This window comes from Candidatus Poribacteria bacterium, from assembly GCA_028820845.1.
Taxonomy (GTDB): Bacteria; Poribacteria; WGA-4E; order WGA-4E; family WGA-3G; genus WGA-3G.
Window position 1 is genome coordinate 1 of record JAPPII010000068.1, and the last position, 23,843, is coordinate 23,843.

Here is a 23,843-nt window from a genome sequence, read left to right on the forward strand (position 1 = left end):
CATCAAAGGAACCCTGATAAGCACTGCTTTACAATCACTTTTGAGAAATATCAGGGAAACAAAATGAGGAAAGAACTACTGTTCGGCGTTTTAGTCGTTTTGATGGCAATGCTCAGCTTCAACTTTCCCATGACTGCTATTGCGCAGCAGGACACGACATTCACTGAGGCAAAAACTGCTGCTGAATACGATGCCGAAGATGATGTGAATACGTCAGTGTGGCTCGCTGCTGCTGGGATTTTAGGGGTGGTGGGTAATCTTCCACTGGGTGCTGTCGCTGTCGGTGGTGCGTATGTCTATCAGCCTGTGCCACCCGCCGAGCGACTTCTCGGTAAATCAGCGGAATACGTCACTATTTACACGGATGCTTACAAAGCCAAGTCCCGTAATCTGCGATGGATTGCTGCTGGAAAAGGGGCACTCGGTGGATCGGCTGTGTTCTGCATGTTAGGAATGCTTAAGATAAAACCGTGGACAGATTGGGTTTTCTGGTAGGAATTGGCAATTAGCAGTTAGCAATTGCTAACCACTAACTGCCCTATGCTGATAACTAAAAAATTACGCCAATATATGTCGTATGGCGTTTGCGATAATATACTCTTCACCGGCATTGAGGGTGTATGCGTTAATAACCAGAGCCTTTTTGCCCTGTGCGTTCACTTTAATCCTCGGTGTGCCAGCGTCAAGTTCCTGTGTGATTTGTGCAGCGTCCTTTCCAGTAATAGCAGCATCAATTTTCACATGCAGATTCGACAGTGTATGGCTCCTTTCTGGATAGTGAACTTCGCAGGATACGCCGTCAACGTTCGCAAGTTCATGTTCTAATGCCTCATATCTGGCATCCTGTTCCTTTAAACGTTTATCGTGATCAGTGGACAACCAGATATCGATGGCCGTTACCAATCCGATAATCTCCTGCCGATCTACTTTCATGCCGCGTCCGACAGGTCTCGGTCCAATAAACCCGTGCTGCCGCACCGTTTCGATCATATCCTTTCTTCCACAGACGAAACCCGTTGAATGTGGCGCGTTGAAGTACTTGCCACCAAAGCAGACAAGGTCAGCAGATTGAGCGTTGCGTCGGAAATAATCAAGTGGATAGATTTGGGCGGCTGCATCAGCAATCACTGGAAGATTGTGTGAGCGAGCAATCTCAGTCGCATCTGCTAACGACACCCCATTTTCGTGCTCTGCTTGAATGAGATAGGCAACCGCCGCTGTATTTTCGTTGATGGCAGCCTCTAACGCCTCGTTCGTGCAACCGTTGTCATCGCCTACATAAATGAGTTTACTTCCCGGAATCGTAAACGCGCGATCGTAGGTATAATGTTGCATCTTCTGAAAAACGATTTCATTCTTAAGCCCGGTGGTATCTGGCAGTTGCGCCATTTTGTCCGGATCGTTACCAGTCATCACCGTTGCTGATGCCAAGACGAGTGCGGTATAGCAGCCCGCAGTGATATAAGCATCCTCAACGCCGAGTCGTTCCGCTATGAATTGTCCGGATCTTTCCAGCAGTTCTGCCATTTCAACGTAACTGGCATCGGCTTCGAGCATCGCTTTGCGAACGGCTGCTGAGGGTGTGGACCCACCGCGCACAGTCTGATTTCCCTGAGCGTTAATTAGGGGCCGTGCACCGAGTTTTTTATAGACGTTTCCCCAACTTGTATTCGCCATGAGATAGCCTCCTTAGTAAAGGATTCTCTGTAACTCACAAAGAGAAAGCGTTAACGGTTTTGGGTGAGAAATCTAAGCACACTTTAATACGAAACGCACAATTTGTCAACTCGTTTAATGTTTTTATCCAGAGGCATTCAATTTTACAAAATAAGTCCATATCCGTAAAGGATACCTCTTGCCGGATGCCCGAATTTATTCGGGGTTGTGCACGTTGTCCCGAACAAGTTCGGGCATCCTTGGGTAAATTACTTGACAATTGAATGCTGCTGTGTTTTTATTCGATGACTATTAAACAATTGCTGACTGCTGACCGCCGACAGCCGATAGCTTCTAAAGAATCGTCAATTCATCTTCCTCACCGCTCTCCTCCAGAACCGTCACTAATTCGTTGGCGACCTCACCAAACGCCTCGGATTGGGGTGACTCTGGATTCCCTGCGACAATCGGAACCCCGATGTCCCCTGCGGTGCAAACTTCAGCGTCAAGCGGAATTTGCCCTAAGAACGTGACACCAAATCGCTCACTTGTATTCCTACCGCCATCGGCACTAAAAATTTCGGTTTTTTCATTGCAGTGCGGACATAGGAAGTAGCTCATGTTTTCTATAATCCCCAGAATCGGCACACCGAGGCGTTCAAACATAGCCACACCCCGCCGGACATCCGCAAGCGCGACATCTTGAGGCGTTGTAACAATAATTGCCCCAGTCAACGGGATCGCCTGTGTTAAGGTGAGCGCAACATCTCCCGTTCCGGGCGGCAAGTCGATAATCAGATAATCAAGTTCGCCCCATTCTACGTCGCTTAGGAATTGGCGGATCGCACTATGTAGCATCGGACCCCGCCAAATCATCGCCTGTTCTTCCGGCACCATGAACCCGATGGACATCAGTTTGATGTTATGCCGAACCAGCGGAATCAGTTTGCGTTCTGGACTTGTCCGCGGGCGTTCTTGGATCCCCATCATTGTTGGAATACTCGGACCGTAGGCATCCGCATCCATCAAGCCGACTTTCGCACCGGCGTTTGCAAGCGAAATTGCCATATTCGTGGCGACAGTCGATTTCCCAACACCACCCTTTCCACTCGCAACGGCGATTTTATGTTTTATATTTGGTAAAGTAATGTTCTGCTGCGGCGTTTGTTGTTGGGATGTTTGCTGTTGTGGACTCGGCTGTTGTCCTGGTGGCCGTCCAGAGATTTGTGAACCGCTGATGACCTGGAGTTCTGGGTGTTCCTTCGCGGTTGGAGATGATGCGGGTTTCGGTTTTTTTGTATCGCCTTTTTTCAAAAATCTCATGTTCGTTCTCCTGATTGATTCGGTTTTATCCAACATTATAATCTGCTGCAAAATAGTTTAACACTTTTTCTTCTAATTTTGTATAATATTATGAATCGACAATTAAGCGAACGCCCTAATCGCTAATTGCCAATTGCTGATAGCCATTACAAAAGGAGTAGTTGCTAAATAGTTCTTTTTCTATTTTTTTCTTGACATTTCTATGTTTTTCGGGTATACTGGTAATACCACGTGGCGAGGACTTTTCACCTGCACGCAAGTGCAGTCTCCTCGCCGACCGACTGTGAAAAGCGGTAAAAGCGTGGGACGTGGGATACCCAAATGGCATTAAAAGCACACAAGATCGCGTTGCGCGCGACGGAGAAACAGCGTTCATGGTTTGCACAGCAATGTGGTTATGCGCGTGTTGCGTTCAACTATGGACTCTCTGACTTCAAAGATGGCTTATCCAAAGACGAATGGCGTTCTGCTCGGACGTTACGCAAAAGGTTCAATGCCGAAAAGCGTGAGAAGTTCGAGTGGAGTGGTGCGTGTGATCAGCGTGCTGCTGCGTATGCGTTTGAGAATCTCGGTGACGCAATAACCCGTTGGAAGAAAGGGGAAAACGGCTTCCCGAAGTATAAAAAACGTTCACATCGCCAATCCTACACCGTTGAAGGTGCGAAAGTGAAAGTTGCAGATAAACATATCCGTTTACCGAAAATCGGACGTATCCGTATGTTTGAAGCACTTCGTTTTGAAGGTGATATCCGTAGCGTGACGATTTCAAGGACGGCACATCGTTGGTTCGTCTCTATCCTTGTCGACACAGGAACACCGAAGCCTCCGTGTGACACACGCGGACTCCCTGTCGTTGGCATAGATGTAGGTATCAACACATTGGCAACCCTTGACGATGGCACGAAGTATCATAACCCGCGACCGTTGAATCGATATGAGCGGAAACTGAAACGCGAGCAGCGGAAGTTGAGCAAGAAGGTGTTTCGTTCTAACAACTGGCAGAAACAAAAGCGAAAGGTTGAACGTATTCATTACCGTATTGCGTGTATCCGAGCAGACGCTCACCACAAAGCAACAACAGATATTGTTAAGCGTGCATCTGGTATTGGTATTGAAACGTTGAAAATAACAAACATGCTCAAGAACCGAAATCTTGCCAAGGCACTATCGGATTCTGCATTAGGTGGTTTCCTTGAGAAACTCAAGTCTAAAGCAAAAGTGCTTGGGATTCCAATAATCGCAGCCCCGCAGTTTTTTGCGTCAAGTCAGACGTGTAGTCGTTGTGGACACAAGAAAACGGATTTATCGCTATCAGAGCGGCAGTATCATTGTCAGCGTTGTGGTTTCAGAGAAGATCGTGACGTAAACGCTGCTCTAAACTTAAGACCCCTCGCGGTCGGTTCGGCTGAGAGGTAAAACGCCTGTGGAGTCCGTGTAAGACCTCGTTTGGGGGCGGTGGACGTTGAAACAGGAACACTAAAACTGATGGTTGCATAGAGAAACACAGTTTTGAAGGAACAGTTTTTTATGAACATTCTTATGTTGCGCCATTCCGCCGGTTTTGAGCACTCGTATCTACCCAATGCTGAAGTTACACTGAAGCAACTCGGTGCAGAAAACGGTTGGAACGTCCTCACAACACACCGTTGCGAACTGATAAACGCTGAAAATCTGGAAAAACAGGACCTCGTCGCCTTCGCAACCACCGGTAATCTCGCTTTTGACGATGCACAGAAAGAGGCACTCCTGAGTTTCGTACGCAACGGAAAAGCCTTCTTGGGCATCCATAACGCAACGGATACCTGCTACGATTGGCCCGAATATGGCAAGATGCTCGGCGGCTATTTTGCCGGACACCCCTGGCACGAAGAAGTGAATGTTATCGTCGAGGATTCCGACCATCCTGCAACCCGCATGCTCGGCAGCAGCTTCAAAGTCGTTGATGAAATTTATACCTTCAAAAACTGGGATCGCAACAAAACCCGCGTGCTCATGCGATTGGACAATGATTCCATCGATCTCTCTCGCGGAAACCGTGAAGACCACGACTACGCACTCGGATGGTGTCACACTTATGGGCAGGGGCGCGTGATGTACACAGCACTCGGTCACCCTGATGAACTCTGGGCCCAAAAATGGTTCCACGAACACATTGTTGGGTGTATCCGATGGGCTGCCGGACTCGAAGACTAACGCCTATGGCGGTCAGGGGTCAGCACTCAGGTCGGTAATCAACGGTATGAATGCCTTAATGGCATTCACCGGCTGCGAAAAAACCTTTCAGCGGTCAGTCAAGAGGACGTTGTGTACCCACTGACCGCTGAGAGTGGAGCGCAGCGAAACGCCTGAAAGCGTAGCGACCTGACCGCTTTAATCCGCGATAACCCCTGTTGCCCGCAAAAGCGTCTCCTGCACCAACAATTCATGCGATACCGGACGATCAGGTTCCTGCTCTCCTGCGATAGTCGCTAAAAACGCATCCAACTCCAGTTCATAAGTCCGTTGACGGCTTTCACCATCTATCTCCACGACTTGTTCACCCGCTACATACCCATCTTTTGCTTCTTCTAAGCAGAGGCGAATCTTCAACCCCGGCTCAAAGGGTTCAACAATGATAGCACTTCCCGCACTACCGTAGACCTCAAATCGGCGTGCGACTGGACGTGGCTCCAAAGCAGAGATGGATATAAACGCCATCGCCTTATCGAATTCATACACCGTCAATGTATTATCTTTGAAAGGCTCCACCGAGTCGCCATCGTTTCGGAGGAAAGAAGTCACCTTTTCCGGTCGTCCGAGAAGCCACAGCACCTGGTCAAGTACGTGTCCACCTAAATCAAAAAAGATGCCGCCGATGTGTTCACTGATGCGCTTGCGTGATTCGTGAGGGATGTTCGTTGACATGTGAGCGCGAACGGAAAAAACATCGCCTAAAAAGCCGGATTTCACCCACTCGGCGACCTGTTTAAAGGCGGAGTGATACCGCAACATATACCCCATCTGCACGAGCAGAGATTTTTCTTGAGCAGTATTAATGACCTGCTGCCACTGCTCCCAGTTCTCACCCGCAGGTTTGTCGTACCAGACGTGTTTACCAGCATTCACAATTTCTTCAGTCTGATCCAAACTTTCTGCGTTGTTCCCTTCCGAAGCAATTGCAACGATACTTTCATCATTTAGCATCTCCGCTGCGTCCGTATACCAATGGACATCCGCAAATCTGCCACCGTCATTCTGAAGTTTCGTGCGCTGTTCCGCATCCGGTTCAAACACCCCCGCAACTTCAACATCAGGGTTCACAAGCATTGCTTGTAGTTTCCCACCTGCGTGCCCATGTTTCGTCCCATACTGTGCCATCCGTATTTTCGCCATAGTTCATCTCCAAAGTCCGAAGTTCATGAAGTAAAATTTAAACCTATTATATTTACACCCAATCCAATGTCAAGAGAAATCCAAAATCACAGCTGAAAACTACAACACAATCCACTTGACAATTCCCTCCAAGTATAGTAAAATTTACCCTACATTTCTCTAAGGAGCGTTTACATAAATGAAAAAAATAGAGGGTGGACTTACCGCCGTCCAAGGTGTCCGTGCAGCAGGTATTCACGCAGGTATTAAAACCGCAGATACAAAAGATATAACACTCATCGTCACCGATACCCCTGCAGCCGCCGCCGGCGTCTTCACAAAAAATAGCGTCACCGCTGCACCCGTCATCCTATGCCGTGAACACCTCAGCGATGGACAGGCACAAGCCGTTATCGTCAATAGCGGGAACGCCAACGCTTGCACCGGCGAACTCGGTATGGCAAATGCAAGACGGATGGCATCCGCAACAGCCGAGCAGCTCGGTATAGACGCGGAGCTTGTTCTCGTCTCTTCAACCGGTGTTATTGGACAGCAGCTGCCGATGGACAAAATCGAAAATGGAATCCAAATCGCTGCGAACGCACTCAGCACCGAAGGCGGAGACGATGCTGCTGAAGGTATTATGACAACCGATACACACCCGAAATCTATCGCCGTAGAGGTAGAGATTGCCGGCGTACCCGTGAGGATTGGTGGAATCGCTAAAGGGTCTGGTATGGGTGCACCCAATATGGCGACGATGCTCTCCTATCTGACAACAGATGCGCGAATCAACCGTGAAACGCTCCAATCTGCTTTAAATCGTGTTGTAGACGATACGTACAACCTCTTAACAATTGACACCGATCGCAGCACAAATGACACCGTGATTCTCCTCGCAACCGGACGCGCTGACAACACGGACATCGTTGTAGCAAACGGCGAAAATTACGAAGCATTCTGTGAGGGACTTCAGTTCGTTTGCACCGAATTGGTTAAAATGCTCGCTCGCGACGGTGAAGGCGCGACGAAACTTGTTGAGGTGGTCGTTAAACGCGCTAAGGACCGTGAAGATGCGGAAAAAGCCGCCCGTGCTGTCGCCGAGTCACCGCTCGTCAAAACCGCTATTTTCGGCAACGATGCCAATTGGGGACGCATTATGATGGCAATCGGTAAATCTGAAGCAGAATTCGATCCGTATCAGGTGGATGTCTGGATTGCCGATTATCAACTCGTCAAAGACGGAATGGATGCCGGTTACGATGAAGATAAAGCCACTGCTTTATTCGCGCAAGATTCCCTGCGGATCACCATTGATCTTCGGGCTGGGGACACTGAAATCACAATGTGGACGTGCGATTATTCCTACGATTATATCCGAATCAACGCGGATTACCGAACATAACCTTCAAGAAAAAGGGAAACAAAAATGAGACACACAACTGAAATCCAACTCGCGAATCTAAGCGATCTATTTTTGGTACAGGCAGGGGTTATAGATGCCGAGGATGTGCGGCGACTCACCGTTAACGATGCACTTGTAGATACCGGGGCGACTCGTCTCTGCTTGCCAATATCGCTCATTGAACACCTGGGCCTCACACCTGTCGGCAGACGGACAGCGAGAACTGCTAACGGCATCGTGGCGCGCACCATCTATTCTGAGGTTGAATATACTCTCTTGGAACGAAGCGGCACCATCCGAGTCACTGATCTGCCTGAAGGTTCACCAATCCTCATTGGACACATGGTCTTAGAAGACCTTGACCTCTGTGTTGAAATGAGAAAAGGCCTGATTTACAATCCCGCACACGGTGATGATTGGATTGAGGAGCAGCTCTGAAATTGTTAAAAATTTTTGACATAAATTCAAATTTCTGCTATTTTAATGAAAAATTAACTTGACATTCAATCGCGAGTATGGTAAACTATATACGCTTTTGAGATCCGCAGAACATTTTCTGCACGGGTTGATAAAAAAGTGCGGGAGTAGCTCAGTGGTAGAGCTCCACCTTGCCAAGGTGGAAGTCGCGAGTTCAAATCTCGTCTCCCGCCCCATCTTGAGGTGGCGTAGCCAAGTGGTAAGGCCAGAGTCTGCAAAACTCTTATTCGTCGGTTCGATTCCGACCGCCACCTCCATTACTATCTTTCCAAGAACGGGCGGTTAGCTCAGGTGGCTAGAGCGTTTGCTTGACATGCAAGAGGTCACAGGTTCAAGTCCTGTACCGCCCATCCTTCCAAAAATTTTACACCAACTAATAAAGGTTAACGCAGTACTACCCCACTAAAAGCGTGTGATCAGTCGGGAACTCTTTTTCTTTTGGCCATCGCCTCTCGAACGTTCTCACATCTTTGCCCAGTGCCTCAGCTGCTTGGTCATGATCATCATATATGTATGGTGCTCGGCGATAAATATTCCTCTTAATTTGCTTAAAGGTCATTCCGCCGAAATAGATACAGCCATGGCTGCCCCGCAAACGCTTAGATAGCACTTTCAAATCGAGGTGGACAATTCGTATCTGATCCTCTGGTGCTTTCTCCTCCCATTCGTTTTGTAAGAAAGGATCCAAAACGAAGAACTTGATTGGTTCTATAAGAAGTCTTTTGATCACATTGTTAGGAATCAGTTCGAGCGAGCGCGAAGTCCTTGTAGATGTCGAAAATGAATCTGTCGCGTCATTTCCATCATCTTCTGTCGGATACGACAGCCACTTCTCAAGCTCCTCAAGATCAATACCCAATTCTTTCACGGCTTTTTCTTTATTTTCACCATGTGCCTTTACGACCTCCCGCAGAACTGCAGCAAGGCTACTGTTGAGGGTTCTTCCTTTTATACTGATGGGCTCAACTTCCTCTATGAGTTTGGAACCCGCTTCATCTCGAAGGTCTGATAATACAGAAACAGCGGCATCAATCACCTCCTGAATACGTTCCGATAACTTAGGAAACGTTAACCAACTCGTGTGCCATTCGACCAGCCAATCATCAATTTCGCGTTTGGCCTTATGGGCACGGGCACTCCCGTCATTAGCGAACACTTTCCACCACTCAATGATTTGGCTGCCAGTGATATCTGACCGCCTATCAGAGAGCAGCTGACAGAACACCGCGACTGGCAAATCAAGCAGGTTCTCATACAGTGGTGTTTCTGGCATTTCTGGCACGCCTCCGTCTGAACCTCCATCCCAGATAGTTTGTGGGAGGTCGTTCAACAGAATCACGTCGTCTTGGGAATTTATCGCTGCCCTTTTCAGGTAATTCTCTAACTCTCTAACGTTGCCGGGCCAATTATACGCTTCGAATAATCTCATCACCTTTTTAGAAACACCGTACATTTGCGTACCATTTTCTTTTTTAATACGCTGCAGAAAGTACGCGACGAGTAACGGAATATCCTCCACTCGTTCTCGCAAGGGCGGCAGGGAGATTTGATAGCCGCAGAGACGGTGGTACAAATCCTCTCGGAACTTTCCTTCTTCAACCAGTTGCTCCAAATTCTCATTGGTAGCACTGATCACACGTACATCTACTTTACGCACCTTAGTTTCGCCTACTCGCGAGAAATTTCCTGTTTGCAGCACAGTCAGGAGTTTCTTCTGGAGTTGCGGGGTCATATTACTAACTTCATCAAGAAAAAGGGTGCCACCATCCGCCTCTTCAAATTGTCCCGGTTTACCCTTTGGATCCGCATCTGTGTATGCTCCCTTTACATAGCCAAATAACTCACCTTCAAGGAGTTTATCAGGCAACGCACCGCAATCAATTAAGATAAACGGTTTCTTTGCACGTCCACTTTCTTTGTGAATTAAGCGCGCGACCAGCCATTTTCCGGTGCCTGTTTCACCTTCAATCAACACTGAAATTTTATTGTCGGCTACTCGTCCAATTTCTTTATTCACTTCAAACATTGGTCTGCTTTCTCCAACGAGAGAGTCCTGCTCCTCAGGCATTTTTATCTCAGGAATCAGGGCTGTTTCGTTTCGGATAGATAACCGACGAAACACGAGATCAAGGACTCTATGGATATCTTCCATATTAGCGTATTTAGACATAACATCTAATGCCCCGAAACGCATTGCCTTTCTCGTTGTGTTTACTTCTGCTCTAATCACGATTACAATTACATCTGGGTACCTGTCCTTAATTTTCTTCAACGCCTCTAAACCGTTTATCCCTGACAATTCCACATTAAGCAAGGCAACTTTCAGATTCTCGGATTCCTCAATTTTTACCAAACCTTTGTCAACGTTGTCAACAACAACAGGAAAGTAGTCCTTCGTCTTTAGGAAATGCTCCAATCCATCCGAACCTTGATTATCGTCAATTATTAATACTTCTCTTTTCATCTTGCCTCCTCTGTTTATAAGAACATCTGGTCGCTTCTCCTTATAGATAGCCTAACATTCTTGACAGATTTTGTCAAACACATAGGGTTTTGCTCCCTAACCTAAAGGATAGGGTTTCAGGTTTCCCAAAGAAATTGGTGAAAAAGTCAAGGGAGTTTTTTTCTTCGCAAAACCTATGCGGATTTTTACAAAATTCCTATTGTTTCTTACAAAATTTGTGCTGGAATCGCTATTTTTGCGCCCAATATTGACAAAATTCGCTTGGCACGAATTTTGCTAATATACTGCAACAAAAAAGCAAGTAGATGTAGGAGCCCAATAATTGTTGGATGAGGACTGGAAGTACAGGCAAAAATTGGAGGTGAAAAAAAATGTTGTATTTTATTTTGATTTTTGCTATAATACGTTTTGGCATCCGTAAAACCCCTTATAATAGGTGGTTCGGCGAGAGGGCTAGTCTCCCGAACCGCGGCACTGCCAAGCGTAGATTGCCAGTGCGTGTTTAAGTATATCATACATCGCTATTGATGTGCATGATATTTTAAACAGCGTCGTAATTTTACTTGATTTTTTTCGGAAAATCTTGTATCCTTACGAATGGACGTTGGAGACGGATTGCCGGGGTAGTTCCCACTACCTCCCGTCTCCACCCAACTGGCAATTGGGTATACGTCTGAAAATACAACGTCCAAATACCCCGCTTTTTTTGATTTACTGATGGTAGTGTATCTATACTTTGCAGTCTCAGTCTGCGTGCTGATTTTGTTGGTGATACACGGAATATTAAACTTGTGCGAAAATCGCTATTTTTGCACCCAGGCCCTGATCAAACTTGCTTGGCACAAAACTTACTCAACCCTAAAAATGTGTGAGAGGTCTCATGTGGATACCACGCCTCACTCTTCTTAATCATAGGGTTTATGCAAAATCGCAGAATTACGCCTATTACGCCGCAAGAGGTACGGTGTTTTCGCAGAAGATCGCATCTACTATGGAATTGCGTAAGTCCTATTAAATGATAAAAAAATGATAAAATCATGTTATAGAAACACACTGCAGATAACAAGAGATGGAGGTTTCTCATGGAAAGGAAACTCTTCGCGGTTACAACGATAATCTGTCTAATAATGTTAGGCATCATTGCGGGTGCCAGTGCAGAAACAATAGATATTGCAGGACCTTGGCTCTGGATGATCGCCCCAGTACCATTTAATGAAGGTGGAGCAGATTCTATAGATTTTGATTCACTTAATGAAGCGAGCTCCGGTGCGGTTACTGAAGAAATGATAGCGGACGAAGGTGCTAACGTGGGCGACTTCGTTGGAGATTACCAATGGACCCCGGGGGAAATTTCTGTAGAAAGACCCAGATTGTTTGATTTGTTTGGTGCCGGTAACATCAATGATACTCTCAACGCGATCGGGTTTATAGAAGGCAATGTAGATCATGCGACATCTTATGCCCTGATTAATATTGAATCCAAGATAGATCAGGGTGCAACGATGAAAGTCGGTTCTGATGACGCTATCAAAGTTTGGCTCAACGGTATCGTCGTCTACACCGATGCTGTAAACCGTAGCAGTAGAGGTTACCAAGATACCTTTCAAGTAAACCTGCACGCGGGCGATAATCTCTTGATGGTTAAAGTCAGTGAGCGAGAAGGGAAGTGGCGTATGTTCGTCGGTTTGGATGTGCCAAATCCGATAGCGTTGAAGCAAACCACAAGAGGGCAACCTACACCAACTGTCCACGGCAATACAGCGAATGAGTACCCGGAGCTCACCTTGTTTAATCCTGAAGAGGCAGTCAAATGTGATAAATATCTGAAGCTCACCTTGTCTAATCCTGAAGAAGCAGTCAAATGTGTGGTCTATAGTCCGCAAGGAGATGTCTTAGCAGCCGGCGGCAATGACAACCACATCTATCTATGGGGAGGGAGCACAGGTGACTACCTCGGTAGACTTATAGATGAAAATCCGAACGAGAAGGGAATAGGGACCGATCACCACGGAGATGTCAACAGTATAGCCTTTAGTCCAGATAACAAATGGTTTGCCAGTGGGACTCAGCGTGGATATATCCGCGTGTGGCGCAGGTCTAAGCGTACCTGGGCAGAAGCGGGAGCGTGGACAGAACACCACCTACCCCTCAAACTTGATAACACCGTTCGGAGTGTCGCTTTTAGTCCTGATAGCAGATTCCTGGCGTGTGGAACAAACGGTGACAAAGTGCATGTGTACAGGTATTTTTCACGTCGGGCGGAATGGCGGAAAATCTCAACGCTGCAGGCCCATACCCACAATGTGTCAAGCGTCGCCTTTCATCCGACCGTGCCCCTTGTGCTCGCCAGCGGGAATGATAACGGCCAGGTACTGCTCTGGGAGGTAACCACGGGTGATGTCGGCACGCCCTTACAAATACCAGAGCCGTTGAAAGAGGTCGATTCTATTGCCTTTAGTCCCGATGGTTCTCGCCTCGCAAGTGGCTACAGAGATGGTCGGGTGATCTTGTGGCGGGCAGCAGGGGATTGGTTGCTTGAGAAGCAAAGTCAACCACATTCAGGTGCTGTGCAGAGCCTTGCTTTTGACCCAAGTGGAACGCTGCTGCTGAGTGGGAGTTCGGATCAAACAATCGGTGTCTTAGATGGACACATGGGTTCGACGCAATTTTCTCTGGGAGCCGGGAGGAACATTGGCAAGGTTTCAAGCGTAACCTTTAGTCCTTGCAGCAACGCCATAGCGTTTGGTACAGAAACCACAAGCACAAATGTCTATCAACTGCCATACGAAGGCATAGCGGATCTCACAAAGATCGGTGCCCATTTGAAACCCCCGGATGATTTCATCTCGCAGGTAGCATTCTTTGGGGAGGCGGCGGAGAATTGCGAATGGGCATCCCCCGAGGCGTGTACCTCCACCTACTTTGTTCTAAAGGCTCAGTTTGTAGAAGTGATTGGCGCGCCCTTCTCGGGGGTTGAGATCAGAAAATGCACTATTATACTGGATATCCCCGGAGTCCCGACGCATCGGGTCGCCATTCCAGATGCCCTCAATGTCTTAAATCCATTGAATGATGAAGATCCTCGGCGGCTGGACACACCCGGTTATTTTATGTTTCCGCTTATTTCACCCAATACGAAAATTAAAGAATTGGTGGGGACGACAGTTCAAAGTTTGGTCGTTCAGGGAATCGGTGCCATTCCCTTTCTCGGTAACGCTTTGGCGATAATAGGGGCCGTAGAAACAGTCATACAAGCCGGCGAAGATTTCTATAAAATTTTGGAATCCACAGCAGATCCCAAAATAGTGGTAAGGTCGGAAGATGCCCACCGTATCCTCTTCATGATCAAAAGCCGGGTATCACGTATAGACTTCACATTGGTACAAGAGTTTCAACCGAAGGAAGAGGAGTGGAGGACACTCTTGAATCCACTGAAGAATCCGCTGAATCCACAACAAATACCAGCAGAATGGGTAAGAAACGGCATTAGTCCGTCCCTAGGAGAAATATCAGACTGGATAGATGAGCGCCTTGTGCCGACCTTTAAGTTGAGATATGAAGGGACGTGGGACCTGGAAAATGGGACCTTGGCAGCCCCGCGTGCACAACTGATGCTACTTGCAAACTATCCGCCATTCCAAGAACTCCCACCGGAAGTCCAAAAATATCTCTTCCAGCACTTCCGGGGGTTGGCAAATCCCGAGGCATGGCAGGTTCCAGAGGTGACATCCCTATTACCAAACTACCCGAATCCATTCAACCCCGAAACGTGGATACCGTATCAGTTGGCAAAACCCGCCGATGTGACACTGACGATCTACGACATCCAAGGACGCGTCGTGCAAAACTTAGATTTAGGGCATCAGCGTGCGGGTATGTACCACAGGCGGAGCCGGGCGGCACACTGGGATGGTAGAAATGCTTTAGGAGAGCCTGTCGCAAGTGGACTCTATTTCTATACACTCACAGCCGGCGATTTTTCTGCCACGCGGAAGATGCTCATACGGAAGTAGGAATTTCTGTCCATCAGTGACGCAAGCCCCAGCGGGGCGAAATGTTTATAGAAACACCATACGTCCCGAGGTATAAGCCCCAGCGGGGCAAAATGTGGATCCCATAAAAGATTGTCCAAAGTTTAGTTAAGTATAAATTACAAGATTTATCAATAAGAATGCTTCACCCTAAGGAGATATTATGAAAAAAGAAGTTTTCCGACTCCTCTATCTAACAGTGATAACGGGCGCGTTTCTCTTTATGACAGGGTGTCTGTCCGTATTAGAAACATCAGAGCGTGGGGCCCCGCCCTTCCGTCAGGTCCGGTGGGGAAATACAAAAGACTGGGTACTCACGAAAGAACGCGGCAAACGAATCCACATCAATAGCCGTGAAACTTTGATCTACAAAATTCGATACAACGGTGTACCGTCGCAATTGGTCTATTGCTTTGGGCTTGACAACGGGGTTTATCGCCTACGGGCAGCAGGGTACCTGACAGTAATACGCACACACGCAGAAAATCCTGACTGGAATCCTGACGGATCCCCTCGAGGAGAGATCGTAAACAGCCCTTACCGGGACCCTGACAGTGTATTCCGTCAAGAATTACTTGAAAAACTCGGTGAACCCACCAAAACACTTGCAGATGATGGTACGCTCTGGATTGGCAGTGAAAAAGTTGTCTACACAAATAGTTATCGTGTAGGGGGCAGCCGTGCGCTTATCCTTGATGGCAGGGCGATAGATGCAATTTTGCCAATACCGCAGCAGAGAGAAGGATACCAGGCGGCAGCATATCTCCTCATCGCGGGATACATCGCCCCAGATTTCTATAACGAGATTCTGGAAACTGAAATACCACAGGATCTTTATACAGAACTCTCAGAATATGAGACACTCGGCACATTAACCGGTGACGAGGAGTCCACTACACTGACCCTTAACGAGAATTCTACCCCGGATGATCTGCGTAAGGAATTCGCGGAATATAAACTCCGTTTAGACGAGGCGAAACTCTCAACGTACGAAAAAATATTTTTCGGAATGCTCGAAAAAATTCCCAGAGAGGCTTTGAGAGCGGATCCAGGCCATCGGCAGCACCGTTCAACCCAACCTACAAAACAAAGGAGAGAAGCACGATGAGTTGCTAACGATTTACCTGCGCTTTTCTATAGATTCTCGGATGATTAATTCTTTTTAGGAGGAAATTATGAACCGCACATACACTTTACCAACTGCCGGATTTCTGCTAATACTGATAGTTGTTATCTGCTTGGGACCGGTATCTACCGCGACCGCCAAAGAAGTTCACGCGCTTCTCATCATACTCGGAAATGACGTGAACATCCGAAAAAGCGTCGAAAAGAGTGAGGGCCGTATAAAAGAAGTCATGAGGCTTCTCTCATACCATTGTGATGTCCATCTAACCCTCATGAAATCTGAGGACGAGTTACTCGGCAGCATGACGAAAATGACGCTGGTCCAAGGGGAACCTTACGGAACTATATCCAACAAACAGGGGATTATCAGAGGCGCACACGTGAAAGACTATCTTCACAAATTAAAGCCCAATCCAGAGGATACGGTCCTTGTTTACTACAATGGACACGGAAGTATTCGGAGTTTTGACAGCGAGCATGTGCTCAATTTTGACCATAGCAAAGACACGGTGCCTCGCGCAAAGTTGCGGGAATGGCTGGAACAAAAGCCAGCGGACTTGAAAATGCTCATTACTGACACCTGCAGCAACTATGCAGAGACCCCCGGGCCGGAATTGAGTGTTAGTTTCTCGGAAGATCTTCCCAAAAACCGCCTCTATACCGAGGACCTCTTCCTCAAACATACCGGGACTCTTGATGTCACTGCCGCCGCCCCCGGACAATTTGTGTTCGGAAGCAACAGAGTCGGCGGCTACTTCACGGCTGCCCTCGTTGAAAGTTTCACCGCTGCTGCCGATGGGACTTTATCCGCGAAAGAGACCCCTGATGGGTTTCTTTCTTGGGAGGAAGTGCTGGCACAATGCGAATTAAAAACCGCAAACCTATTTAGACACGCAAATTTTCCAGGTGAGCAAACAGCACAGACTCCCATCATCCATTCACTGCCATCAAGAATTGGAGATTCTCCAGAGGACAAGACAACCGCTACCGTGGACATCACAAGCGACCCGAGCGGTGCAACCGTTCATATCGATGGAAAAGTCATTGGTACAACCCCGTTAACTTATGAAATTGACACAGATATGCACGGTGAACACGTGATGGGCGAGATGACGCATGCGGGGTACAAAGCAAGTGGCGCACTACTCACCTTGAAGGGCGGCGAGACGACACTGTGGCATGTTCAATTGGAAGCGGAAATGGGACCGCAGCATCCTTATGGCGCAATTACATGGGAAAAAGACGGGGCAGAGATGGTGCTGATCCCCGCAGGCGAGTTTCAGATGGGCACGCCGGCACGAGAAAGTGAACATTCACCCCCCAACACTGTCTATGTCAATGAATTTTACATCGATACACACGAAGTCACGCGTGCCCAATACGAAGAATTCCTTAAGCAGACCGGACACCGGCCTTTACCAGAGGAAACTTACACCCACGCGCCGGCACCCAATTATCCCGTTGTGAATGTAACATGGGACGATGCGGTGGCGTATGCAGCGTGGGCAGGCAAACGTCTCCCGACAGAAGTAGAATGGGAAAAAGCCGCTCGCGGCGGGTTCGTCTCCCAAAAGTACCCATGGGGCAACACCGCTCCCGATGGCACGCAGTCTAATTTGGGTGGGCAGGATAAACATGAACGCATCGCACCCGTCGGAAGTTATCTCTCCAACGCGTTCGGTGTATACGATATGCTCGGAAACGTCTGGGAGTGGTGTAGCGATACAACCGACCCACAGCACCGCGTTTTGCGCGGCAACTCTTGGCGTGAACTCCCGCGCATCGCATGGCTCACCGAACGCTACCTGATACCTTACCCCCGGCAGCATCTCGTAGGAGGTGCCGTCGGATTCCGATGTGTGGTGGGTGTAGATGAGGTGCCGTAAGGAATTGAGGCACCTTCCAAATTATAGCCAGAGAAGGAGGAAAAGCGAATGGCTAAAATTGTTGGCATTGACTTAGGAACCACGTTTTCCGCTGCCGCCTACGTCAACGACAACGAAACTCCCGAACTCATCGCTAATGAAGACGGCGATCGCCTGACACCCAGCGTCATCTTCTACGATGAGGGCGAATTCATTGTCGGTGAATATGCAAAACAGAACGCTTTAGCAGAACCCGAAAATGCTGTCGAGTTCATTAAACGCGAAATGGGCAAGTCAATCACAGAATTCTCCCGAGAATTCGGCGGAAAACAGTACGCGCCGGAAGATATCTCCGCCGAGATACTCAAAACCTTGAAAAGAGATACTGAAACTGAACTCAGTGAACAAGTGACGGATGCTGTCATCACAGTCCCCGCTTGCTTCAACGATCTTGAACGCCAAGCGACTATCCGCGCAGGTGAAATCGCTGGATTGAACGTCCAACGCATCATAAACGAACCCACAGCTGCAGCACTTGCCTATGGCAAACACCTGGGCGGCGATACCTCGAAAGTTTTAGTCTTTGACCTCGGCGGCGGCACCTTTGATGTAACTATCTTGGAAGTCAAAGGGCAAGAGATGACTATCTTGGCGACTAATGGCGACCACCGATTCGGTGGGAAGGATTGGGACGATAGGATTATCGCCCATGTAGCAGAACGTTTTGAACTCGAACAAGGCGAAAACCCTTTGATGAACGCAGCCGCATACTTGGATATTCAAGCACGATCCGTTGACGCAAAAATTCAGCTGTCAACCCTTAGCAGAGCCACTATCATTACCAATTATGCAGGAAAATCCGATCGCCTCCAATTGACTCAGCAGGAATTCGAGGATATGACGACCCATCTCGTTGAACGGTGTAGAAGTCTTGTAGATTTAGTTTTAGATGAAATTACACTGACACCGGATGAAATTGATAAAGTCCTCCTTGTCGGTGGCGCAACACGCCTGCCGATGATCCAAAATATGCTAACAGAACATTTCGGACAACCTCCAGAGACCTCAGTCAATCCTGATGAAGCTGTTGTCGTTGGGGCTGCAATCATGGGAGAACTTCTTCAATCCGAACAAACCAAACCCCGTGGGTTCCTCAGTGGATTCCTCAGAGCATCCGAACAAAAAGATTCCGATCGAAACTTTGGCATCGCGCGGATGAGCGATGTCTGCTCTCACAGTCTCGGTCTGGTTGTTTTTGACAAAGAGACATCGGAGTTGCGTAGTAGCACAATTATTGCCAAGAACACTAATATCCCGTGCGATGTTAGCCGAAACGACTATTGGACAGCCATTGACAATCAGACAGAATTTGCTGTCATTGTTTTACAAGGTCCCGAGTACCTTGAACCCCGGAGCTGTCCCGTCCGTGCCGCTTACGAAGTCTTTGGTATCCCGCCCCGTCCTGCTGGGATGACACGCATTAAAGTAACTTATAGATACAATGCCGACGGTGTTATCGAAGTTGAGGCAGAGGAGGTGGGTAGTGGAAGAGTCCTTCCGATGCGCAAGAAGGAGGGAGAGATTGATTGGGGTGCTCTCATCCGTAGTAGGGAACTTGAGAATGCGAAAGATACCCTGGCCCAGGATATTGAGAATACGAAAGGTGAGGCCCAGGTTATCTTGATAGGTGCCTTAGTAGTGGGGTGTCTCTTAGTAGGTGGCGTAGGTGGCTCCGGCAGTTCATCCTCCGGCAGTTCATCCTCCGGCAGTTCATCCTCCGACGGTTCATTCTTCGGCAGGTCATCACGGAAAGCAGGGGGATCCGGTAAGCAAGGAGGATCCGGTAAGCAAGGAGGATGGAAAGATTGATTGGGATGCTCTCATCGGGGGTGGGGAACTTGAGAATGCGACAGATACCTCGATTGCAAGTCGGCTTGTCACAGCATCCTCGGGACGTTAAGTTGGTATCAGGCGACGTTAACGCATATACAAATTAGATGTTTCACAGAGGAGGTTACAACCTTGAATAAAGAAAAGCAGACAATTGATGAAACTATTGAAGCTGCTGATACAGAGACGACTGACGATCCATCTCTACAAGAACGGAACGTCGACACAAAAACAGGTCAGGAGCCATCAACAGAACTGTCTGATGGCAATTCTTTACCGGATGAGAATCAAGTTGAGTCACAAACCGAACTGGAACCGGGTGGAACTTCGACAAGGGAACCGCCGCCTGCAAAGCGTGAATCTGATGCGGAAGATATCAACACGCTTGCATCGATAGATCAGCACTTGTTGAAATTGGAGGAACTGTTTACGGGGCAGATCGCCCGCAACCAGAACCAGCAGCAGATGTTTGACGCAATTTATAGTGAAATGAAGGACTACAAGGAGAATGTCCTGCTTGAAGCATTTCACAAACAGGTTATCCATAACCTGATTCAGTTCTATGATAACTTTGTGTCGGTCGAGTCTCACTTGAACCGTATCCGCGAACCTTTTGAAGCGTTTGAAGCGTGGTCAGATAACGTCTCAAAGGGACTATTCAATAAAATTCGTCCTGAAGCACTGGCAGGCGAACTCTCAGACTTCCGAATGAACCTGAAAGAGGAGTTGTTGCAGTTTCGGGGGAATTTGGAAAATCTCCGCTTTGAATTGGAGGAAGTACTCTATCGGATGGATGTCACCCCGTATGAGGAGCATCCGAAGAAACTCGATCGAAAATTGCACAGGACCCTTGATACGAAACCGACAGATAACCCCGATAAAGACGAAGAAGTAGCCATCATTCACAAAATCGGTTTCTATTGGCGTGAGAAGGTGTTCCGCCCAGAAGAGGTAACCATCTTTCGTTACACACAGCCCACAGGTGAAGAAACAGTTGATGGAAACTAACAGGTGAAAAAGGAGATGAACAGAAAAAGGAGATGAACAGATGGGTAAAGTTGTTGGCATTGACCTTGGTACAACATTTTCTGCGATCGCACATGTCAACGAACATGCGCAAGAGGAAATTATTCCGAACGCTGAAAGCGATCGGATTACACCCTCGGTCATTATGTTTGAAGAGGATGTCATCACGGTTGGGAAAATCGCGAAACAGAACGCGAGCGCGGTCCCGGCAGATATTGTTGAATTCGTCAAACGTGAGATTGGGAAATCCAAGAAGGAGTTTTCCCGTGAATTTAACGGCACCCCGTATTCGGCTGAAGAGCTCTCGGCACTGATTTTACAGAAGCTCAAACAGGATGCGGGGGCTTATCTGAACACGGAGGTCACCGATGCCGTTATTACGGTCCCTGCTTATTTCCGTGATGCCGAGCGAGAAGCGACACGCAACGCTGGGAAAATCGCAGGATTGAACGTCCTTCAGGTGATGAACGAACCGACAGCCGCTGCTCTCGCGTATGGCGTTGATATTCACGGCAGCGATCAAACCGTGTTCGTCTTTGACCTCGGTGGCGGCACCTTTGATGTAACAGTCATGAAGGTTTCCGGGTCCAAGTTAGAAATGATTGCCACGAATGGAGACCATCGACTCGGTGGAAAGGATTGGGACGATCAGATCATCCTACACGTCGCTCAGATGTTTGAGGCGGAACACAGCGAAAATCCGTTGCAAGACCTTCACGCATATCAAGATATCCAACTCAATGCTATTAGCGCAAAGGAATCTTTGTCTCAACGGCAGAAGGCACGAATCGTATGCAACTATAACGGCAAGAGCAGCCGTATTGAACTCACACGCGAAAAATTTCACGAACTTACAAATGATTTAGTCCAAAGGTGCAGTGCCTTGTGTGGTGTTGTGCTCTCAGAAGCACAGATGACTTGGGGCGATATTGACGCGGTGTTGTTGGTGGGGGGCTCTACCCGCATGCCGATGATTCGAGAGATGATTGCCGAAATTAGTGGTAAAGAAATCAACCCAAGCGAAGTGAATCCCGATGATGCCGTCGCCCTCGGTGCCGCCATCCAGGGCACCCTGCGCCAGATCGAGGAGGGGACGACTGGCGTTTCCAATACTGCTACGGTAGAAAGCCTCCCGGATGCTGTTAAGGATCGGTTCATCGGTCCTAGCGGAGATCTCACAGTCAAGGTCGTCGACGGGGCGACTCATCACCTCGGGACTGTTATCTTCAATGAACGAGACGAAGAGCGCATCTATGTGATGATTCCGAAGATGACCCCCATTCCTTGCGAAAAGTCGGACAAGTTTGGAACCCGGTATGACAACCAGACTTCCGTCGTCGGTGAGATTGTGCAGGGGCTTGAACATGATCAACTCAAAAACGAAATTCCCGAAAGCGCATTTGAAGATTTTAAAATCGGTGAATGTAGACTTGAATTACCGCCAGGGTTACCCGCGGGAGCACCCATTGACATTATCTACAAATATAACCTGGACCAAACGCTTGAGGTGATAGCGACAGGCCCTGATGGCAGGACCGCAAAGGTAACTATTGATAGATCAACACTTGACGAAACGGAAGTGGCAGAAGCCACGGCGCTGGTGAAAAAGTTAGCAGTTGAATAGATGCCAATTTTTAACAGGACTTACGCAAATTGAGCAAATATCGGACAGTTAGACGCAAAAAGCGGTATTTTTCGTCCTTTAAACCCTCTAAATCCCCCAACCCCCCTCAATCCTCCCTTATCAAGGGGGTAGGGGGGCTTTAAGAAGGAATGCGTAAGTCCTCATATAAATAAGGAATTTACTATCGTTATGCCTGAATTTATCAGTTCTCCCACATTTTTAATAATTGCAGCAATACTCGGTATCTTTCTCCTGATCAGGGTTTCTAAGGGCATGATTCGCCTCATCCTCTGGGTCGTGCTACTCTTTTTGATCCTTATCGGGCTGGGGTTTGGGATGCAAGAGGATCTGCGCGATTGGATTGAGAATCTCATCAAGAGGGACGCGTAAGAGATGGCGAAGTCCAACAAGTCAACCCTTTCAAAAAAGCGTTCGGTTTCACGCTTATATGGGTGACGTTAGGAGTTCCGACGACAGACGAAAGGCTCATCTCACAAACGCAATCTTGAGAAAGCAGTTGTCATAACAGCGTTATCAAACATTATGGATTATAACTATTTTGAAGTGCTTGAACTCTCAATCGACGATATTCAAGACGAAGATGAGGCAACGATAAAAAACCTCGTCGATGCCGCTCACACGAAACTATATGCCCTCACAATTGGGCCGTATGCGAATGTGCCGCGTTCAGATGGGTTAACGCAAGCACAGTGGCAGAAAGTTCTCAATGATGCCAAGGAGACACTGCTGGCCCCACGAAAACGTCGGAAACACATTGCAGACCTCATGCCCGAGGCAGAATCGACACAAGCACCAGAAACCACAGAAATACCCGAACCAGAAGCAACACACGCACCAGAAACCACAGAAACACCCGAACCAGAAGCAAAGCAAGCACCAAAACACAAATGGACGAAGTATATAGCACTCGGCATAGGGCAGTTGTTGATAGCAATATCCCTATGGTCATTGTTCCATCATACGGTAAGCCCCGGAAATATTAGGGACATTCTATTAACTTTATTAATCACTAATCTTATCGCCCTCGCTCTTTTATTTTATGCTGGATTCATCCAATATTGCTGGTATGCTACCTACGCTTTTTTCTACGACTATTATCCCTGGACTTATATAAGATTCCTCCGGGACTGTGTAGCCTATAAGATGTACCGGCCGTTGATAGCAATATTCGCTGTGACATTAGCAGGCGGATTGGGACCTTATGGCATACGCTTAGTCAAATTGGGATTCGTATCTTCTGGCATAAGTGTTGCAAGCATCGACTTTGTCACTTCTGATTTTTTGAGCTATTGTTTCACGAGTTTTACGGTTGTGGCCCCCTTCGTTCGCGGTGCATTCTATAGGAGGTTGGGGTTGATGATAAAGAGGTTGATAATGATAAAGATTGTAATATTGGTCTTTTCTCTCACATTTATCTTTGCAGAAATCTTTGACTCTGACGCGTTTCAAGATCCTCTTAGATTTTTACCTGCTGCACTTCTTCTCATCTTCTATTATACAGTTGGCTATATTCGCTATACTCGTAATCAGAACTGACATTTATCAAAGTTGTGGTCCGACTACTAAAAGCGTTGCCTAAGAGCGT

General features: G+C 47.8%; 17 protein-coding genes and 3 tRNA genes. 16 read left to right on the forward strand and 4 right to left on the reverse strand.

Annotated features, from left to right (window positions below; translation table 11 throughout):
- The coding region (locus tag OXN25_13980; GenBank protein ID MDE0425965.1) for a hypothetical protein at positions 1-495 on the forward strand (495 nt) is incomplete at its 5' end.
- A 63-nt stretch (positions 496-558) separates the two neighbouring features.
- Here the strand turns inward: OXN25_13980 and OXN25_13985 are convergent.
- Positions 559-1,677, reverse strand: a complete 1,119-nt coding sequence (locus OXN25_13985; protein ID MDE0425966.1) for an aminotransferase class V-fold PLP-dependent enzyme — start codon at positions 1,675-1,677, stop codon at positions 559-561.
- Between the two features lie 333 nt (positions 1,678-2,010).
- Positions 2,011-2,979, reverse strand: a complete 969-nt coding sequence (locus OXN25_13990; GenBank protein ID MDE0425967.1) for an Mrp/NBP35 family ATP-binding protein — start codon at positions 2,977-2,979, stop codon at positions 2,011-2,013.
- A 321-nt stretch (positions 2,980-3,300) separates the two neighbouring features.
- Here OXN25_13990 and OXN25_13995 point away from each other — a divergent pair, with 321 nt between their 5' ends.
- Together OXN25_13995 and OXN25_14000 are read left to right on the forward strand one after the other, a co-directional pair.
- Positions 3,301-4,395, forward strand: a complete 1,095-nt coding sequence (locus OXN25_13995) for a transposase (GenBank protein MDE0425968.1) — start codon at positions 3,301-3,303, stop codon at positions 4,393-4,395.
- Positions 4,396-4,506: 111 nt separating this feature from the next.
- Entirely contained in the window at positions 4,507-5,172 is a 666-nt protein-coding gene (locus OXN25_14000) for a ThuA domain-containing protein (protein MDE0425969.1), read from the forward strand.
- Between the two features lie 177 nt (positions 5,173-5,349).
- Here the strand turns inward: OXN25_14000 and OXN25_14005 are convergent, their stop codons facing one another.
- Positions 5,350-6,351 carry a Gfo/Idh/MocA family oxidoreductase gene (locus OXN25_14005; protein MDE0425970.1) on the reverse strand — a complete coding sequence of 334 codons (1,002 nt, stop codon included), beginning with the start codon at positions 6,349-6,351 and terminating at the stop codon, positions 5,350-5,352.
- A gap of 178 nt (positions 6,352-6,529) precedes the next feature.
- Here OXN25_14005 and argJ point away from each other — a divergent pair, with 178 nt between their 5' ends.
- The 5 genes from argJ to OXN25_14030 all read left to right on the forward strand — a co-directional run bounded on the left by argJ (position 6,530) and on the right by OXN25_14030 (position 8,562).
- Positions 6,530-7,735: a bifunctional glutamate N-acetyltransferase/amino-acid acetyltransferase ArgJ gene (gene argJ / locus OXN25_14010; GenBank protein ID MDE0425971.1), complete on the forward strand. Its 1,206-nt coding sequence runs from the start codon at positions 6,530-6,532 to the stop codon at positions 7,733-7,735.
- Between the two features lie 24 nt (positions 7,736-7,759).
- Positions 7,760-8,173, forward strand: a complete 414-nt coding sequence (locus tag OXN25_14015) for an aspartyl protease family protein (GenBank protein MDE0425972.1) — start codon at positions 7,760-7,762, stop codon at positions 8,171-8,173.
- 140 nt (positions 8,174-8,313) lie between these two features.
- Positions 8,314-8,388 (forward strand) — tRNA-Gly (locus OXN25_14020).
- Between the two features lie 6 nt (positions 8,389-8,394).
- Positions 8,395-8,469, forward strand: a tRNA-Cys gene (locus OXN25_14025).
- A 19-nt stretch (positions 8,470-8,488) separates the two neighbouring features.
- A tRNA-Val gene (locus OXN25_14030) sits at positions 8,489-8,562 on the forward strand.
- A 44-nt stretch (positions 8,563-8,606) separates the two neighbouring features.
- Here OXN25_14030 and OXN25_14035 read toward each other — a convergent pair.
- Positions 8,607-10,676, reverse strand: coding sequence for a sigma-54 dependent transcriptional regulator (locus OXN25_14035; GenBank protein ID MDE0425973.1), 2,070 nt, complete (start codon positions 10,674-10,676; stop codon positions 8,607-8,609).
- Positions 10,677-11,758: 1,082 nt separating this feature from the next.
- Here OXN25_14035 and OXN25_14040 point away from each other — a divergent pair.
- The 8 genes from OXN25_14040 to OXN25_14075 all read left to right on the forward strand — a co-directional run bounded on the left by OXN25_14040 (position 11,759) and on the right by OXN25_14075 (position 23,794).
- Positions 11,759-14,689, forward strand: coding sequence for a T9SS type A sorting domain-containing protein (locus tag OXN25_14040; protein ID MDE0425974.1), 2,931 nt, complete (start codon positions 11,759-11,761; stop codon positions 14,687-14,689).
- A 181-nt stretch (positions 14,690-14,870) separates the two neighbouring features.
- Entirely contained in the window at positions 14,871-15,815 is a 945-nt protein-coding gene (locus tag OXN25_14045) for a hypothetical protein (GenBank protein ID MDE0425975.1), read from the forward strand.
- 67 nt (positions 15,816-15,882) lie between these two features.
- Positions 15,883-17,718: a formylglycine-generating enzyme family protein gene (locus tag OXN25_14050; GenBank protein MDE0425976.1), complete on the forward strand. Its 1,836-nt coding sequence runs from the start codon at positions 15,883-15,885 to the stop codon at positions 17,716-17,718.
- A gap of 48 nt (positions 17,719-17,766) precedes the next feature.
- On the forward strand, positions 17,767-19,566 hold the full coding sequence (locus OXN25_14055) for an Hsp70 family protein (GenBank protein ID MDE0425977.1): 1,800 nt from the start codon (positions 17,767-17,769) through the stop codon (positions 19,564-19,566).
- A 153-nt stretch (positions 19,567-19,719) separates the two neighbouring features.
- Complete coding sequence (grpE, locus tag OXN25_14060; protein ID MDE0425978.1) at positions 19,720-20,595, forward strand: nucleotide exchange factor GrpE; 876 nt, start codon at positions 19,720-19,722, stop codon at positions 20,593-20,595.
- Between the two features lie 40 nt (positions 20,596-20,635).
- Positions 20,636-22,237: an Hsp70 family protein gene (locus tag OXN25_14065; GenBank protein MDE0425979.1), complete on the forward strand. Its 1,602-nt coding sequence runs from the start codon at positions 20,636-20,638 to the stop codon at positions 22,235-22,237.
- A 189-nt stretch (positions 22,238-22,426) separates the two neighbouring features.
- On the forward strand, positions 22,427-22,627 hold the full coding sequence (locus OXN25_14070) for a hypothetical protein (protein MDE0425980.1): 201 nt from the start codon (positions 22,427-22,429) through the stop codon (positions 22,625-22,627).
- A 153-nt stretch (positions 22,628-22,780) separates the two neighbouring features.
- Positions 22,781-23,794: a hypothetical protein gene (locus OXN25_14075; protein ID MDE0425981.1), complete on the forward strand. Its 1,014-nt coding sequence runs from the start codon at positions 22,781-22,783 to the stop codon at positions 23,792-23,794.
- Positions 23,795-23,843: the final 49 nt, after the last annotated feature.